The sequence below is a fragment of the Olegusella sp. genome (assembly GCF_057238325.1).
The window spans coordinates 14,764-30,218 of record NZ_DBHHGF010000006.1 but is presented as its reverse complement, the minus strand read 5'-3'; the positions used below and the strand labels follow the sequence as shown (position 1 = coordinate 30,218).

The following is a 15,455-nucleotide window of genomic DNA, read 5'->3' as shown; positions in this document are numbered from 1 at the left end:
ATAAAACGGCGCAAGGACAAGCACAGCCGTTCGAACAGCAACATTAAGCTACGAACGGCTGGTTTTTGCATTGTTTTTTGACAAGCGGAGCACAAATGATGGACGTCTGCCCCACTTTTTAAAAGTCGTTACTTGCAGGCAACTCATTCCACTTATTGACAAAATCACAGTAAGTACCTGCAATAATGGCTTCACGGGTATCGCGCATCAGCTGCAGCAGATAAAAAATATTGTGCTGTGATAGCAAAATGCCACCGAGCATTTCTTTTTGCTTGACCAAATGATGTAGGTAAGCACGAGTGTAGCCACCTTGACATACGGGGCAATGACACTGTGCATCCAAAGGAGTTGCATCATGAGTAAAACGAGCATTTTTGAGATTGATACGACCTTCGCTTGAAAACGCCGTACCCATACGAGCAGTACGTGTGGGAAGCACGCAGTCAAACATATCGATCCCACAAGCCACGCTGTGTACCAAAGTTGTTGGATTGCCAACACCCATTAAATAGCGGGGTTTGTTACGTGGCATATACTCAGAGACCAGAGGTACCAAAGTCTCAAACATCGTTTGATGATCCTCGCCTACTGAATAGCCACCAATACCATAACCTGGGAAGTCACCACACTCCTCGAGGTGGTGCAGGCTCCTCAAACGCAAATCCATATCCATGCCACCCTGGACAATGCCAAAAAGTGCCTGGTCTTTGCGGGTGTGCGCCTTATAGCAACGTTCAGCCCACTTGCTTGAAAGCTCAACAGCGCGCTCAACAAAACTACGCTCCGCAGGATAGCCAGGACACTGATCTAACTGCATCACAATATCAGCGCCCAGCTTTTGAGCTATTTCCATATTGTCTTCAGGAGTCCAAAAGACATAACTTCCGTCATAATCAACCGCACGAAAACGCACGCCCTCATCACTGAGTTTGACAAAGTCACTATGTGAAAAGACCTGAAATCCACCCGAATCGGTAAGGATAGGTCCATGCCACTGCATAAAATCATGCAGACCACCCATCTCAGCAACTAAATCCGCACCTGGGCGCATCGACAGATGATAAGTATTTGCTAACAAAATCTTGGTACCCAACTCGGACAGAGTCGAAGTCATCAAACCCTTTACTGTTGCCTTGGTACCCACGGGCATAAAAATAGGGGTTGGAATATCACCATGAGGCGTATGTAAGACACCTGCGCGTGCATGGGTTTTTGGATCTTCTGCGATGATGTCGTACTCAAACATACTGCCTCGTCATTCTTATCTACAAAATACCAACAAAAAACCCAGCACTCTGTTGGTGCTGGGCTTTGATGTGCAACAAACTGCGCAAGCGCGCCTAGATGTACCTACTCGCCGAAGCCGCTGTCAATAAGAGCAATCAGAGCGTCGAGGGCTTCCTGCTCGTCAGGACCGTCGCATGCAATCTCAACGGCGGTACCAGTACCCAAGCCAGCAGCCAAAACCATCATGATGGAATTAGCCTTGACAGGAGCGCTGTCCTTGTCAACGTTACGAATCGTAATCTTGGACTGGTACTTCTTGACCTCGCTGACGAACACGGATGCGGGGCGGGCGTGCAGGCCAGTAGCGTTCGTGATCGTCGTCTGCTTCGAAACCATACTGGACTCCTTAGATGAGAGGGCGAGAACGTTCTCGCCGTTGGACTTGATGTCATTCTAGCAAACATCAAGGCTTATATCAGCGAGCCAATTTCAGATACGGCAGAATAAAATCTGTGTGGTAACACTTATACTGATTTTTAGCGCTTTGCAGGTGTAGCGAAAGGGAACACGATGAAGCTCTTCCCCACAAATGGGACAAAAACTGACGAGCAGGATATCGCTCCTGAGACATTACGTTCGGCAGATATGGCTGATGACTACCCTGCTGCCAAAAACCCAATTGCAAGTGATCAGCCAACAACAAATGAATTGTCCCCTGCAGATAGCGAAAAGGCTCCGTCTGAAAATGCATTTCTCGCAGGTATTGCTGCTCTGCGTGATGTACATCATGCCTCTAGGCGCACCGAGGAAGCTCGCCAACGTCTAGCTGAGCTTCAGGCTGAAATCGAAGAAGACACCGACGAGCTCAATCACCGTCTTTCCATCGAGCAAAATTTTGAGCAAATCATCGCACGAAATACCGCTGAGCTTGAACAAGCCACCACCGATGAGAAAGACGCACATGCTCGTGGCGACCTTGCGAGTTCAACTCGTGCTGATCTCACAAAACAGCTTGAGACTATGAAAGCCAAACATGAGGAGAAGCTTGGTCCCTACCGTGGCCTCATGGAAACCACCAAGGCGCGCGCTGATGACGCATCACGTGCCCTAGGCGAGGCACGCCGCGATGCTAAATCTGCCGAATCCCAAGAAGCAGAAGCTGTACGCAATCGTGATGCAGCCATCGCCTCGGCAAACCGTGCAGTTGATACAGCACGAGACCGTTTGCAACATGCACAGGACGAGCTTACCCGTGCCAAGCAGAGCCAAAATACCACCCAAAGCACCACCGACCGTCTGCTGCACCAGGTCATTACCGAACAGGCAGCACTTGACCTTGCCAAACAAAAGGTTCCCAGCGTAACGACAGAATCCGATCAACGCGTTGAAGCTGCGCAGACCTATCTCGCTTCGCGCAAGCAGATTTTGGCCGAGGTGGAGCATCAGGCAAGTGAGGCCAAAGCCGAAGCAACTGCTCGCAAAGAAGAATATGACGAGCTCTATAAACAGGCCATGGCTGACGAAGAGGTACTCAAAAAGCAGATTGCGGTCTGTGATACCGATCTTGAGCAGGCAAATGACAATGCTGCTGAGGCTCGCGAGCGTGCAGATGTTGCACAAGCAGCACTAGATGAGGCAAACGATATCCACTCCACACCTGAAGTGACTACCGAGCTGCACGACCGCATCGCAAAATCACAAGAACAGGCAGCCACTATGAGTGCTGAGGCTGATTCTCTTGCCCAAAAGGAACATATACTCAGAACCGAGACTCGTGGCTCGCGCGCATTGATTATCGGTGCTGCTATTGTGCTTGTCATCCTCGTCGTAGTTGTGGTTTGGCTGATTTTCTTCCGCAAGTAAATATCTGTAACCACGGTAATATTGACGCGCACAATAGATAGCTACTCGATAAACATGGCGTCTCCAAAGGAGAAGAAACGGTACTTCTCGTTAACTGCATGCTGGTACGCAGAGAGGATCTGCTCGCGTGTTGCAAAGGCCGAAACCAGCATCACGAGCGTCGAACGCGGTACGTGGAAATTAGTGATCAGTCCATCTACTACGTGATAGGTCGAACCAGGCATGAGATACAGGTTGGTCGTGGCGTTATTGCGTACCACGATGTCACCTTTGCCCGTTATCGCTGCAGAGTCAGTAGCGTTTTCAAAATGACGCGCCGTTACTGGACATTCTGCTACAGGAGCTTCCGCTTCCCAAGCGCTTTCAAGTGAGCGTACCGCCGTCGTTCCCACTGCAATAACACGATGACCGGCGGCTTTGGTGGCATGTACCGCATCGACCACCTCCTGCGGAAGGTGATAGCGCTCTGTGTGCATAACATGCTCGGTAGGATCATCCTCAGTTACCAGACGGAAGGTATCAATACCCACCTCTAGTTCCACCGCAACAATGCCAATACCTGCCGCTTTTATACGATCAAGCAGTTCAGGCGTAAAGTGTAGACCCGCCGTAGGCGCAGCGGCAGAATGCTCTTCTTGCATAGCGTAGACCGTCTGATACTTTTCGGGATCACCCTCATACTTGGTGATATAAGGAGGCAGAGGCACATGACCTGCTTTGTGCATAGCCTCGTCTAATGTAAGACCCTCAGCAGGAGTAAAGCGAATGAGGCGCCCACCCTTGTTATCAGGAACAAAATCAAGGATTTCGCCTGAAAGCACCACAGGAGAAGACTCAGGCGCATGCAGACCACCTTCGCGATACTCCACCACAGCACCCTGCTTCAGACGCTTGCCCGGATTGACCAAGCATTCCCACACAAGACCTAGCGGATCTTGATCTTCGCGGCGCTTGAGCAACAGTGTTTCAGCAACACCGCCCGTCTTGCGCTTGTGTCCCACAAGGCGCGCTGGCATCACGCGAGTCTTATTGATGACAAGCAAATCTCCAGCTTCAAGATAGTCAAGGATATCATAGAAGTGGCGGTCATCAACACTACCTGCAGGGCACCCGTCTGAGGTCACGTCGCGATGCAACACCAACAAGCGACACGAATCACGTGGCTCGGCAGGTGCCTGCGCAATCAACTCTTGCGGTAATTCATAATCAAAATCATCAGTGCGCATAGGCATGTGTATAGCTCCTAGCAAACGAAACAAAAGGCCGCGACAACAATAGCACTAGCCTACTTGCGACGACGCCAAGGGGCGTAATTGGCAGGCACAGGATGAGCACCCTTACGCGAGGTGGGTGCAATCGAAGGTGCGGTCTCGGCACGACGCAGGATACGATCGTGCTTGAGTGCCTTTGCGGATTTGGCCTCAATGTAAACGCTACCCGAACCAGGAGCAGCGCTAAAGTCACCGTAGCCTTCCTCATCAATCAATACATCATCTTCCTGACCCACGACACAGGCAAAATCTTTGCCTGCATGCTGGGTACCCACATACATGTGTTTGGTGCCACCTTCTCCGTCAGTAATGACTACAGCAATGCCACTACCTGCATGTTCGTCATCGCCTTCACGCGTCCAGCCAATGGTATCTTTGTCATCAAAATAGTCGTGCTGCGCGCCGTAAGCATGCCGCTGGCGGATTTCCATAAGCAAGGGAAGTTCACGTACCACTGGCAACGCAGGCGTGTCTTCACCTTCCTCGCCAGCCTTAGCCTCGGCTCCCGCACCAAAGAGATCGCCATAAAAAACGCAAGGATAACCTGCTTCACGCAGCAATATCAACATGTAAGCACTCGGTTTGAACCAAGATGCAACAGTAGATGCCAATGCTTGACCTGGCTGGGTATCGTGATTATCCACAAAAGTCACTGCATGCACAGGGTTGCTTGCCACCAATGTGCCATCAAAAAGATGTGCCAAATCCATGGTGCCCATACTATTCGACGCACCAAAAAGCTTGTAGTGCAGTGGTACGTCAAAGAGGCTCAATGGCTCGTCTTCGCCCAGATATTCTTCGAGTTCACTAAGCTCAGGAGACCAATACTCGCCTACTGTAAAGAGCTCACGACCACTTTTTTCACGTAAATCAGCAAGCCAGCGGCGGAAGAAAGACTTTGACACATGCTTGAGCGCATCAAGACGCATACCATCAAGACCCGTTGTCTCCACATACCACTCACCCCAGCGGGTTAGTTCTGCTTCAACGGCAGGGTTGTTGACATCAACATCGTTGCCCATTAGATAGTCGTAGTTGCCATTTTCGGTATGGTCAACATCATCGTCCCACTCCTTGCCAGCAAAACGAAAGACGCCTGTCTGATGCGTATCCTCATCCCAGTCAGTACCGTGAAAGCAGGTCCAATCCCACTGAAAATCAGAGTATGTACCGTTACGTCCAGGAAAACGATAACGAGTCCACGCAGAAATGGTCTTTTCTTCTGTCACTTCGGATCCACGTGCGCCCGCATCAACCTCGACTGCACGCACATGCTCGGTTTCCTCGCCACCCATACGATGATTGAGCACGATGTCACCTAATACCTGGATACCTGCCTTTTGCAGGGCGGCAATCGCAGCAAGATATTCTTTCTTGGTGCCATATTTGGTACGCACCGAACCACATTGGTCAAATTCACCCAAATCCCAGGTGTCATATATGCTATAACCAACGCTCTCACCGCCCTCGGCTGCCTTGTACGCAGGCGGCAGCCAGACCGCTGTGATACCTACCTGTGCCAGCGTCGGTGCAAGCCGTGCCATACGCTTCCAGTGTTGGCCATCTGCAGGAAGATACCAAGAAAAACCTTGGAGCATCATGCCATTATTCATACGTTCCTCCAATGTAGGAATTCGTTAGGAGTTTGAAGCAAATCGTTGGGATAGAGTAAAGCCAAACGCTCAGCTGGACGCTGCAACCTCTAGCCAAATCAATCTCACTAGCCAACATGCTTTTTACGCGCAGCTTTGCGGGCGTCACGTGCCTGTTGGCGGTCAAGTGCGGCTTCTGCTGCCGAAAAACGACAACCACAATAGTTTTGGCGATACATATTGAGCTCACGTGACTCTATAGTCGCCTCAGGATAATACGGACGAAAATCACGCCAGACTGGCGTAAGGCCGTAACGATGTGCCAACGCAAAAAGCACCTCATGACAGACCTCAAAGAGCTGATACGGCGAGACCACCAGCGTTGTGCTGATATACTCAAAGCTCTGCTCAACAGCTACACGACAACTTTCCTCAAGACGCTGCGCATAACAGGCACGGCAACGACGCTCGCGCTTGAGTCCAGCAGGTGCCACATTACGTTCCCAGCTGTCGCGGTCGTCACCAGCTACGATAACATCTACTTGAGCAATATCATGTGCCCAAGCCTGCAGGGTACGCAAACGCAGGTTATGCTCTGCTACAGGTGCAATATTGGGATTAGTCCAACAAATTACGGGATCCCAGCCCTCCTCACGCAAAAGTTTGAGCGGTTCAAGCGAACAAGGACCACAACAAGCATGCAAAAGCAAAGGCGTGCCAGGATGAGGGGCTATCCCCTGCAGCGGGGGCATTATTGTGGCGTTTTGCTTTTCCATGGCACCTCCTTAGTATTGTAATTTCGAGCAGCAAGCAAGCATAGCAGACTCATTTGTGAGGGCTATGAACACGCAATAAAGAGACTCGACAGCCTTTTGAGCTGCCGAGTTTCAAATTGCTTGCATTTATGCAGATAGAGGTTTAATTTTTCCCATCATCGCTGGCAGCGCGGGGAGTTTCCAAAGCAGAGACAAACTGCTCAAACTGAGACGCGCTATCGCGGAAATCGTTGGGTAGCACCACCGTCGATGCACCTTTTTCGGCAAAGCCGCGCATCATATCAATCCACTGAGTAAACTCAAACAAACGATTGGCATCGGCCTCAGTTAGCTCAGATCCCTTGATAGTATCGATAGACTCTTTGATACCGCGAGCAATAGCGACACGTTGATCAGCAATACCCTGACCCTCGGCTGCCATAGCTTCGGCACGAGCCTTTGCCGCGATAACCGTCTTTGCACGCTCAGCATTTGCGTCATTGGTAGCAGACTCAAGGTTATTCTTGGATGCGATGATATGGTTCATCGACTCCTGTACCTCTTGAGGCAGACGGATTGAGGTAATCAGCGTAGTTACCAGCACAATGCCGTAGTTCAGCATCTTTGCCGCAACCGCTTCGTCAATTGCTTGGGCAATGGCATCTTTTTCAGAGAAGACCTCGTCAAGGCTACGATTAGGAATTTGGCTACGCAGGGCATCTGCCAGATAGTCCTGCATCTGAGTCACGGGGTCAGTCAGGGTGTAACGGCTCTTCCAAATACCACTCTCAGAACCTAACTGAATATCGGATGCGTCAACGTGATACTGGATAGACACATCCAGCTCGATGGTGACATTGTCAGAGGTCTTGGCATCAAAGGTCATATGCTGATCTTCGGTCATCAAGTCCACATCAAAGGTACGATCAGCGTAAGGCACCTTCACATGGAAACCTGGCATCATAATGCCATGAAATTTACCTAGTCGCTCGACGATTGCAACGTGCTGTTGACGCACAACATACGCCGTCGAAAGCACCGCGCTACCACCAAGAACCAGCAGAATTACAAATACGAAAAACATCGCATTTCCTTTCTCAGACGCAGCCCCTATTGGCCGCACCCAAAAGACGAAGAGGATATTACCCCTCTCCAAGCACTCTCAATCTGAGTTCCGCAGACGGTATATCCGACACCATCTTGCCATCACAATGCTCTCACAATCTATTGCGCCCAACTTCCCTGCCCGTTGCCTGCTGCATTGTGGGATAATCGCGAAGCACATACATCAACCCTAGGAGCGCATGCGCATGTCTTCTGTAGATCGTCCAAATTTCCCCCGTCGTGCCGTTATCACAGGCGGTATGCCTTATGGCAACAAAAACCTGCACTTTGGCCACATTGGTGGCGTGTTTGTACCAGCGGATTTCTTTGCTCGCTTTCTGCGCGATCGCATTGGTGCCGAAAACGTGCTGTTTGTCTCGGGTACTGACTGCTATGGCTCACCCATCATGGAGGGCTACCGCAAGAAGGTTGAAGGCGAAGGCTACACAGGCACCATCGAAGACTACGTACGCGACAATCACGAAGCACAAAAGGCTGCACTTGATGCCTATGGGATTTCTCTTGATATCTTCGCAGGCTCTGGACTGGAACCAGCAGCTCATTTTCATGAAGAACTTTCTGATACGTTGATTCGTCGTTTGTACGAAAAGGGAGTTCTCATCAAGCGCGAGACTTTGCAGTTTTATGACACCAAAGCCAAGCAATTCCTTAATGGTCGCCAGGTTATCGGTCGCTGCCCCATCCGTGGCTGCAAGTCCGAAAAAGCATACGCAGACGAATGCGATTTGGGTCACCAATTTGATCCCGAAGAGCTTATTGCACCTGTGTCACAGCTCACCGGTACCACACCCGAGCTGCGTCCCGTTGCAAACTGGTACTTTGACCTGCCAAAATACCAGCAAGTGCTCGAGGTGCTCATGGATGAGTGGGATGCTGATCCCCAAGTGCGCACTATCGTCACCAAGACTGTGCGTGAGTCACTTGTGGCGCCAGTAATGTATATCCAAACAAAGTTCCACGAGGCCTATAATGCCGTGGAAGCACGGTTGCCACAACACAAAACCATTGAGGCCGAGAGAAATCAGTCTTCGTTCTCGGTCGAGTTCGAAAACTGGCAGGATCGCGACGAAGCGCGCAGTATTTTGGAAAGCGCCGAGATTCGCTTCCGCACAGGCAAGACGCTGTTGCCATTTCGCATTACGGGTAATATTTCTTGGGGCGTACCAGCGCCAGATATCGATGGCTCCGCTGCTGCCACAAACCAAGATTTAACTGTATGGTGCTGGCCCGAAAGTCTGTGGGCACCTATCTCCTTTGTGCAAACTGCACTCGCACTTGATGCTGACCGTAGTGCCGAAGGCCAGACGCCACGCTACGCCAATCACGATTGGCGCGCATGGTGGTGCGATCCCGAAGCAAAGGTTTATCAATTTATCGGCCAAGATAACATCTATTTCTACTGCGTTGCTCAACCCGCAATGTGGGCAGCACTTGATTGGAAGCTCACGCAGGACACACCAATTGCCAACTACCACGTGCTCTTTATGAACAAAAAGGCCTCCAGCTCGGGCGCTATTAAACCTCCGATGGCAGCCGAACTGCTTGATTACTACACGCCCGAACAGCTGCGCTGTCACTGGTTGTCACTGGCGCTCGATCAAAAAGCTGTGTCCTTCTCGCCCAAGGCTTTTGACACGTCTGTCTCACACAAGGACAAAAAAACCGGTGAAGAGGTACTGGTAAAGGATGACCCGCGTGTGGCCGACCCCGCCCTTAAAGAAAGTGCATTTTTGACGAACATCTTTAATCGTTTAGCGCGCTCCTGCTTTTATGGTGCGGCAAATGTCTGTGAGGGCCACCTGCCAACAGTAGCTGCCCATGCCGAGGTTGTTGATGAGTGCCGTGAAGCTGTGCTTGCCTTTGAACGTGCAGCTCACGTATTTGATGCACACAGTGCTCTAGGCGTCGTAGACGATTTTGCTCGCGCTGCCAATAAACGTTGGGGCGAAGCAAGCAAGGCTGCTAAGGGCGATGATGCTGCCTACGAACAGGCACTTGCTGATGCTTTTGCAGCATTACGCACAACGACGCTGCTCATGCATCCCGCCGCACCTGCTGGTTGCGAAAAGATTTGCGAGCACTTGGGCTTTGAGTCGGAATTCTTCTTCTCTTGGGAACATTGCTTTGAGGATCCAGCTGGATTGTCCGCACTGCTTGGTCAGACTCCTGCTGAGCATGCTATCGTAGCTCTGCCCCCGCGTTTTGATTTCTTTGAGAAGCATCCAAGTCAAGACAAATAAGCATGCTTGAATTATCTCCAGACCAACTCACGCCAGAGTTGCCTCCCCTGCATGTTCCGCGCCCATATGAACGTCCGCATGTACAACTCACACGTGAGTTTGATGTGCTCACTAAGGATGGGGCCCATATTCACGCGTTTCTCTATGCGCCAGCAGAAGAGGCACCTGCCGTAGTGAACGCCGCAGTTCCTCCTCGCTACCCCGTATTGATGCTGCATGGTAACGGTGAAGAACATGGGATTTTTGGTGCCGTGATCGATGCATTGGTTGGCTGTGGGCGCACGGTACTTGCGGTGGATTCTCGAGCGCAAGGTGTAAGCACAAGGGGTACTGCTCCGCTAACGTATGAGCTAATGTGCGCTGATGCTATTGCTGCACTCGATGCTGCAGGCCTCGCAAAAGTACACGTACTGGGTTTTTCTGATGGCGCTATCGAAGGCTTGTTGATGGCGCGCGATTATGCGGAACGCGTGGCTTCGCTCTGCTCGATTGGCGCCAACCTTTCGCCTGACGGTATTCCCGGTAATGACTTTTTTGAAGAAACCGCTGAGGCATATCGCGCTTGGGCTCTTGCCGGTGACGAGTCCGTCTGCTACGAAGATGGTACGCCAGCCCCGACCCGTGCAGAGGCCTCTGATATTGCGGAGCTGCTTCACTTGATGGTAGTCGAGCCACATATTGATCCTACGAGCTTGGGAGATATTGCTTGCCCCGCCTGCGTTATGGCAGGTGAGCTCGACGAAATTCCGCAGAGCGAAACCCACCGCATTGCTGCGGCGATTCCTGGCGCCCGCGAAGTCATCGTTACAGGTGCCGAGCATACTTTGCCCAAGGTCGCCCCCGAAGCCGTCCTCCGCGAACTGCTCGTCACCATCGCCGCTGCCGAGTAACTGCTGGTCTACTTTCCTGCTCTTCTGCCGTCCTTACACCCTCCCCACTATCAACACTTCTCCCAAGCGCCAAGCGCCAACAAACGCCACATCCTATTTCACACCCGGTGCCAAAAGCCACACATCTCTTCATCCAACCTCGCAAAAGCCACACTTCATTTCATGCCAATTGTCAAACGCCACACTCCGTTTCACACCGAGTGCCAAACGCCATAGACTGTTTCATCTCGGGTACCAAAAGCCACACTCCGTTTCATGCCAATTGTCAAACGCCACGTTCTACTTCACTTTTTTAGCCAAAAGCCACGCATCTCTTCACACCCAAAAAATTTACCTGCGGAAACGTCAGGTCCTTTGAAATAGAACGTGGCTTTTGGCATTTTTTCTGAAACAGAACGTGGCTTCTGACAAGCAGAGCCGTGTTGGTTGAAATGATATGTGGTGTTTGGCAAGCAGGGCGATGCTGATTGAAAGAGTATGTGGCGTTTGGTAAGCGGGGCCGCACTGCTTGAAAGAATCGGTGGCGTTTGGCAAACAGGGCCGTGATCGTTGAAACAATCTGTGGCTTTTAGCGGGGCTGAGAGGAAAAAAAGGAGCCGCGCAGGGCGACTCCCTTGAACTGCAATAGACGAGCAGTACAGACACGCTAGCAATGCGGACGTGTCAGCAACGTGAACGTTGGTAGCGTGGTCGTACTGGTAGTGCAAGCGTACTGGTAGTACGGGTTGCACGAGTAACGCCACGCTAGAGGAATCTTTACTCGCTGACAGGCTTCTTCCAGAAGGAAAGGATCAGCATGCCAACGATAGAACCAGCAAGCAGAGCAACAAGGAACATCACGGGATTACCAAGAACCGCAATAACCCAAGCACCGCCATGGGGAGCGGGGCTGTAGCAACCGAAGAGTGCAGACAGACCACCGGCAACAGCTGAGCCAACGATGCAGCTCGGGAGAACATGGGCAGGGTCGGCAGCCGCAAAGGGGATGGCACCCTCGGAGATAAAGGACAGACCCATGATGTAGTTCACCAAACCGGCATCACGATCAGCCTTGTTCCACTTGTTCTTAAAGAAGGTTGTGGACAGAGCAATAACCAGAGGAGGCACCATACCGCCAACCATGCAGGAAGCCATGACTACCTGACCGGCAGAGCCAAGCGTGGCATCAGCAAGCAGGCCCGTGGAAAAGACATAGGCAGCCTTGTTGAATGGGCCACCCATATCGATGGACATCATGCCACCGACAACAGCGCCAAGCAAAACAAGATTGGTCGTACCCATACCAGCAAGGAAGTTGTTCAAAGCAGTATTGATAGCGCCAAAAATCGGGTTAAGCAGGAACATCACGCCACCGATAACGAGCACTCCAAAGAGCGGATAAATAAGGATGGGCTTGATGCCTTCAAGAGACTTGGGCATACCTTCGCAGAGCTTCTCAATGCCAAGCATGATGTAACCTGCAGCAAAACCAGCAAAGAGCGCTGCCAAGAAACCACCAGAGACGCAGGCAGCGGCAGCAGCCTCAGCATCACCAGCTGCAGTTGCGGTCACATAACCCAAGCTATAGCCAGCCTTGGCAAACAGACCACCAACAAAGCCAGGCGCCAAACCAGGACGGTCAGCAATGGACATCGCGATATATGCCGCAAGAATGGGCAACATCAGACCAAAGGCTTCGCCGCCGATTGCCTTAAAGAAGAAGGCAAAAGGTGTAGAAGAGCCATAATTGCCAGCACCAGCTGCACCCATATCGAAGAGGAAGGCAAGTGCCGTCAGGATGCCGCCACCAATAACGAAAGGCAGCATATGAGAAACACCATTCATCAGGTGCTTGTAGATGATATGACCAACACCCTCGCCATCATCACCTGAACTCACTGGCGCAGCGCCATTACCAGCATAAATAGCAGCCTCACCATTCATAACCTTATTGATGAGCATCTCAGGCTCCTGGATGCCCTTGGTGACAGTGGTGGAGTAGACGGGTTTACCAGCAAAGCGTGCAAGGTCGACGTTTTTGTCAGCAGCGATTACGACACCCTTAGCGGCTTTGACATCTTCTGCAGTGATGACATTTTTGGCACCACCAGAACCCTGGGTCTCAACCTTGATTTTAAGGCCCATCTCGGCGGCCTTCTTCTCAAGACTTTCTGCAGCCATATAGGTGTGAGCAATGCCGGTGGGGCAAGCAGTAATAGCCACTAGGTCAAACTGACCCGTCTGAGCTTCAAGCTCGCGCTTCTTTTCCTGCTCGGCAACATACTGAGCATCCTCAGCCGCATTCAGCAGATTAAGGAACTCATCTGGCGTCTTCGCTGCACGTAGCTTGTTGCAAAGCTCCTCATCCACCAAGAGTTGAGAAAGGCTTGCAAGTACCTGCAGATGTACGTTGTCCTCGGTGTCGGGAGCCGCAATCAAAAAGACCAGCGTAGTCGGCTCGCCATCAAGTGCTTCATAGTCAACACCTGTAGGAATCGTCATCGCAGCCAAACCAGGCTTGCTTACCGCGGAGGACTTGCCATGAGGGATAGCAAGGCCATTTTCCACGCCTGTACTCATCTCGGCCTCACGGGCAAGAACTGCTTTTTTGTAGGTCTCAACATCAGTAATGTTGCCTTGATGCTCCATCAGCGCCACCATCTGGTCGATGGTTGAAGCTTTATCTTTTGGAGCACCTCCAATCTTGATTGCCTCGGGTTTGAGTAAGTCTTTAATCCTCATGCGGCTCCCCTTTCACCTAACATGCGTGTGCCAGCTATCGACCTGTCTTATAGAGTTGCAAGCAGAGCTTCCGCCTCGGCACGAGTCGTCAACTCAGACGAGAATGCAGATGCGCTGCCACACGCAACACCCATCTTGTATGCGTCCTCGTAATTGCCCTTCTCCAAATAACCCGCAACAAAGCCAGCAACCATCGAGTCACCAGCACCTACGGAGTTGACCACAGTGCCCTTAGGAGCAGGACCACCAGTAACTGTGCCATCCTCAGCAACCAGCACAGCGCCCTCTCCTGCCATAGAAATCAATACATTTGCCGCGCCGCGCTCCTGAAGCTTTTTTGCATAAGGCACAACCTCATCGCGAGTGCGCAGCTCAACATCAAAAATGGCCCCAAGCTCGTGATTGTTTGGCTTGATTAACCAAGGGTGATATGGCAACACGCGGGTAAGCAATTCACGCTCGGCGTCAACTACAATACGAATGCCACGCCCCTCAAGGCGGGCCATAATACGCTCGTACATATCAGCTGGCAACACAGAGGGAATCGAGCCAGAAATCACTAACACATCGCCTTCAACTAAGGTATCAAGCTGCTCAAAAAGCGCCTGCACATCAGCGTCGGTAATACGCGGTCCCATACCATTGATTTCGGATTCTTCATCGCTTTTGATCTTTACATTGATACGTGAAAGACCTTCAGCAACATGAATAAACTTGCACTGAGCACCATAAGACTCCGTGCGCTCTTCAATCTCACGGCCAGTAAAGCCTGCGACAAAGCCCAATGCAATGGATTCATGCCCTAAATTGCCCAAGACAATTGATACGTTGATACCCTTACCACCAGGGAGAATTTTCTCGCTGCAGGTACGATTGACCGAACCAAGTTGTAGGTGTTCCACCCCCACTGCATAGTCGAGTGCTGGATTGAATGTAACGGTGTAAATCATTCAGATACCTCCACTACGTTGGGAAGCTTGCCGAACGCACTATCCACATCGCCTGCGGTGATAACCGTAGCCGAAGCGAAATCTGCAAAAGTTACGGGCGCAACACGACCAAGTTTGTCGGCATCCGCAAGTACAAAACGCTGACCCGACCTTTCCATAGCTGTGCGCTTGACCTGCGCCTCGTTGATATCAGGGGTGGTAAAACCTTGAGCACGCGTGGCACCATTGGTACCCCAAAAGCCCTTGGTAAAGTGATAACGCTGAATACCTGAAATCGCCTCGGGACCTACCAAAGCTTCTGTTGATGCTTTAAGCTCGCCGCCTGTAAGAAAAGTGCGATAACCCTTAAATACAAGCTTGCGTGCAAGTACTATCGAATTGGTAACAAACATTACGCCTTGGCAATCCAGGGCATCTACCAGAGCTTCGGTAGTAGATCCCGCATCGATATAGACAAAATCGCCTGGCTCAATGAGTGCGGCAGCATGAGCACCAATGATTTTCTTTTCGCCTACGCTCAACGCATAACGTTCATCCATAGCGCGATCGGAAGTCTCGTAAGTAAAGCTATTGATTGTCGTGGCACCACCATGCACTTTGACAAGGCGACCCATCTGAGCCAAAGCTTCGATATCACGGCGAATAGTTGCGGGACTAGCGTCAAGTTCTTCTACAAGCCTGCTGGCCGAAATGCTGCCGTGAATATCAACGAGTTGAACTATACGCTCGCGTCTCTCTGGGGCCAACATTTCGCCTCCTATGGAATCAATCCCATATCTGTTGTGATTGATTATGAGCTATTTTATTTTTTATTGCAATCT

General features: G+C 51.2%; 12 protein-coding genes. 3 read left to right on the top strand and 9 right to left on the bottom strand.

What is annotated here, in order from left to right; genetic code table 11:
* Positions 1–118: 118 nt before the first annotated feature.
* Positions 119–1,246 carry a tRNA guanosine(34) transglycosylase Tgt gene (gene tgt, locus ACO5JD_RS05540; RefSeq protein ID WP_484988292.1) on the bottom strand — a complete coding sequence of 376 codons (1,128 nt, stop codon included), beginning with the start codon at positions 1,244–1,246 and terminating at the stop codon, positions 119–121.
* A gap of 104 nt (positions 1,247–1,350) precedes the next feature.
* Positions 1,351–1,623: an HPr family phosphocarrier protein gene (locus ACO5JD_RS05535; RefSeq protein WP_484988290.1), complete on the bottom strand. Its 273-nt coding sequence runs from the start codon at positions 1,621–1,623 to the stop codon at positions 1,351–1,353.
* Positions 1,624–1,797: 174 nt separating this feature from the next.
* Between ACO5JD_RS05535 and ACO5JD_RS05530 the strand changes: the two genes are divergently transcribed.
* A complete protein-coding gene (locus ACO5JD_RS05530; protein ID WP_484988288.1) occupies positions 1,798–3,090 on the top strand; it encodes a hypothetical protein in 1,293 nt (430 codons plus the stop codon).
* A gap of 41 nt (positions 3,091–3,131) precedes the next feature.
* Here ACO5JD_RS05530 and queA read toward each other — a convergent pair whose 3' ends face one another.
* The 4 genes from queA to ACO5JD_RS05510 all read right to left on the bottom strand — a co-directional run bounded on the left by queA (position 3,132) and on the right by ACO5JD_RS05510 (position 7,792).
* The gene (queA, locus tag ACO5JD_RS05525) at positions 3,132–4,316 is read right to left on the bottom strand and encodes a tRNA preQ1(34) S-adenosylmethionine ribosyltransferase-isomerase QueA (RefSeq protein WP_484988410.1); all 1,185 of its coding nucleotides are present in this window, start codon (positions 4,314–4,316) and stop codon (positions 3,132–3,134) included.
* Between the two features lie 59 nt (positions 4,317–4,375).
* A complete protein-coding gene (locus ACO5JD_RS05520) occupies positions 4,376–5,974 on the bottom strand; it encodes an alpha-amylase (RefSeq protein WP_484988286.1) in 1,599 nt (532 codons plus the stop codon).
* Between the two features lie 107 nt (positions 5,975–6,081).
* The gene (locus ACO5JD_RS05515; protein WP_021625679.1) at positions 6,082–6,729 is read right to left on the bottom strand and encodes an epoxyqueuosine reductase QueH; all 648 of its coding nucleotides are present in this window, start codon (positions 6,727–6,729) and stop codon (positions 6,082–6,084) included.
* A gap of 142 nt (positions 6,730–6,871) precedes the next feature.
* On the bottom strand, positions 6,872–7,792 hold the full coding sequence (locus ACO5JD_RS05510; protein ID WP_484988284.1) for an SPFH domain-containing protein: 921 nt from the start codon (positions 7,790–7,792) through the stop codon (positions 6,872–6,874).
* A gap of 220 nt (positions 7,793–8,012) precedes the next feature.
* On the opposite strand from ACO5JD_RS05510, the gene ACO5JD_RS05505 reads away from it, so the two are divergent.
* Together ACO5JD_RS05505 and ACO5JD_RS05500 are read left to right on the top strand one after the other, a co-directional pair.
* On the top strand, positions 8,013–10,073 hold the full coding sequence (locus ACO5JD_RS05505) for a methionine--tRNA ligase (RefSeq protein ID WP_484988282.1): 2,061 nt from the start codon (positions 8,013–8,015) through the stop codon (positions 10,071–10,073).
* A gap of 2 nt (positions 10,074–10,075) precedes the next feature.
* A complete protein-coding gene (locus tag ACO5JD_RS05500; protein WP_484988280.1) occupies positions 10,076–10,963 on the top strand; it encodes an alpha/beta fold hydrolase in 888 nt (295 codons plus the stop codon).
* A gap of 756 nt (positions 10,964–11,719) precedes the next feature.
* Here ACO5JD_RS05500 and ACO5JD_RS05495 read toward each other — a convergent pair.
* From ACO5JD_RS05495 to ACO5JD_RS05485, 3 genes are read right to left on the bottom strand one after another with little or no spacing between them, the layout of a single operon-like run.
* Complete coding sequence (locus ACO5JD_RS05495; RefSeq protein WP_021625687.1) at positions 11,720–13,684, bottom strand: PTS fructose transporter subunit IIABC; 1,965 nt, start codon at positions 13,682–13,684, stop codon at positions 11,720–11,722.
* A 47-nt stretch (positions 13,685–13,731) separates the two neighbouring features.
* Entirely contained in the window at positions 13,732–14,634 is a 903-nt protein-coding gene (gene pfkB / locus ACO5JD_RS05490) for a 1-phosphofructokinase (protein WP_021625688.1), read from the bottom strand.
* The gene (locus ACO5JD_RS05485) at positions 14,631–15,383 is read right to left on the bottom strand and encodes a DeoR/GlpR family DNA-binding transcription regulator (RefSeq protein ID WP_484988278.1); all 753 of its coding nucleotides are present in this window, start codon (positions 15,381–15,383) and stop codon (positions 14,631–14,633) included. The genes pfkB and ACO5JD_RS05485 overlap by 4 nt, the downstream gene beginning before the upstream one ends.
* Positions 15,384–15,455: the final 72 nt, after the last annotated feature.

What these genes read in the sequence shown, in the direction of transcription:
- ACO5JD_RS05500 (WP_484988280.1), top strand. Translation starts at nt 10,076, where the DNA reads ATGCTTGAATTATCTCCAGACCAACTCACGCCAGAGTTGCCTCCCCTG.
- tgt (WP_484988292.1), bottom strand. Translation starts at nt 1,246, where the DNA reads ATGTTTGAGTACGACATCATCGCAGAAGATCCAAAAACCCATGCACGC.
- ACO5JD_RS05510 (WP_484988284.1), bottom strand. Translation starts at nt 7,792, where the DNA reads ATGTTTTTCGTATTTGTAATTCTGCTGGTTCTTGGTGGTAGCGCGGTG.
- pfkB (WP_021625688.1), bottom strand. Translation starts at nt 14,634, where the DNA reads ATGATTTACACCGTTACATTCAATCCAGCACTCGACTATGCAGTGGGG.
- ACO5JD_RS05530 (WP_484988288.1), top strand. Translation starts at nt 1,798, where the DNA reads ATGAAGCTCTTCCCCACAAATGGGACAAAAACTGACGAGCAGGATATC.
- ACO5JD_RS05515 (WP_021625679.1), bottom strand. Translation starts at nt 6,729, where the DNA reads ATGGAAAAGCAAAACGCCACAATAATGCCCCCGCTGCAGGGGATAGCC.
- ACO5JD_RS05520 (WP_484988286.1), bottom strand. Translation starts at nt 5,974, where the DNA reads ATGAATAATGGCATGATGCTCCAAGGTTTTTCTTGGTATCTTCCTGCA.
- ACO5JD_RS05485 (WP_484988278.1), bottom strand. Translation starts at nt 15,383, where the DNA reads ATGTTGGCCCCAGAGAGACGCGAGCGTATAGTTCAACTCGTTGATATT.
- queA (WP_484988410.1), bottom strand. Translation starts at nt 4,316, where the DNA reads ATGCGCACTGATGATTTTGATTATGAATTACCGCAAGAGTTGATTGCG.
- ACO5JD_RS05495 (WP_021625687.1), bottom strand. Translation starts at nt 13,684, where the DNA reads ATGAGGATTAAAGACTTACTCAAACCCGAGGCAATCAAGATTGGAGGT.
- ACO5JD_RS05505 (WP_484988282.1), top strand. Translation starts at nt 8,013, where the DNA reads ATGCGCATGTCTTCTGTAGATCGTCCAAATTTCCCCCGTCGTGCCGTT.
- ACO5JD_RS05535 (WP_484988290.1), bottom strand. Translation starts at nt 1,623, where the DNA reads ATGGTTTCGAAGCAGACGACGATCACGAACGCTACTGGCCTGCACGCC.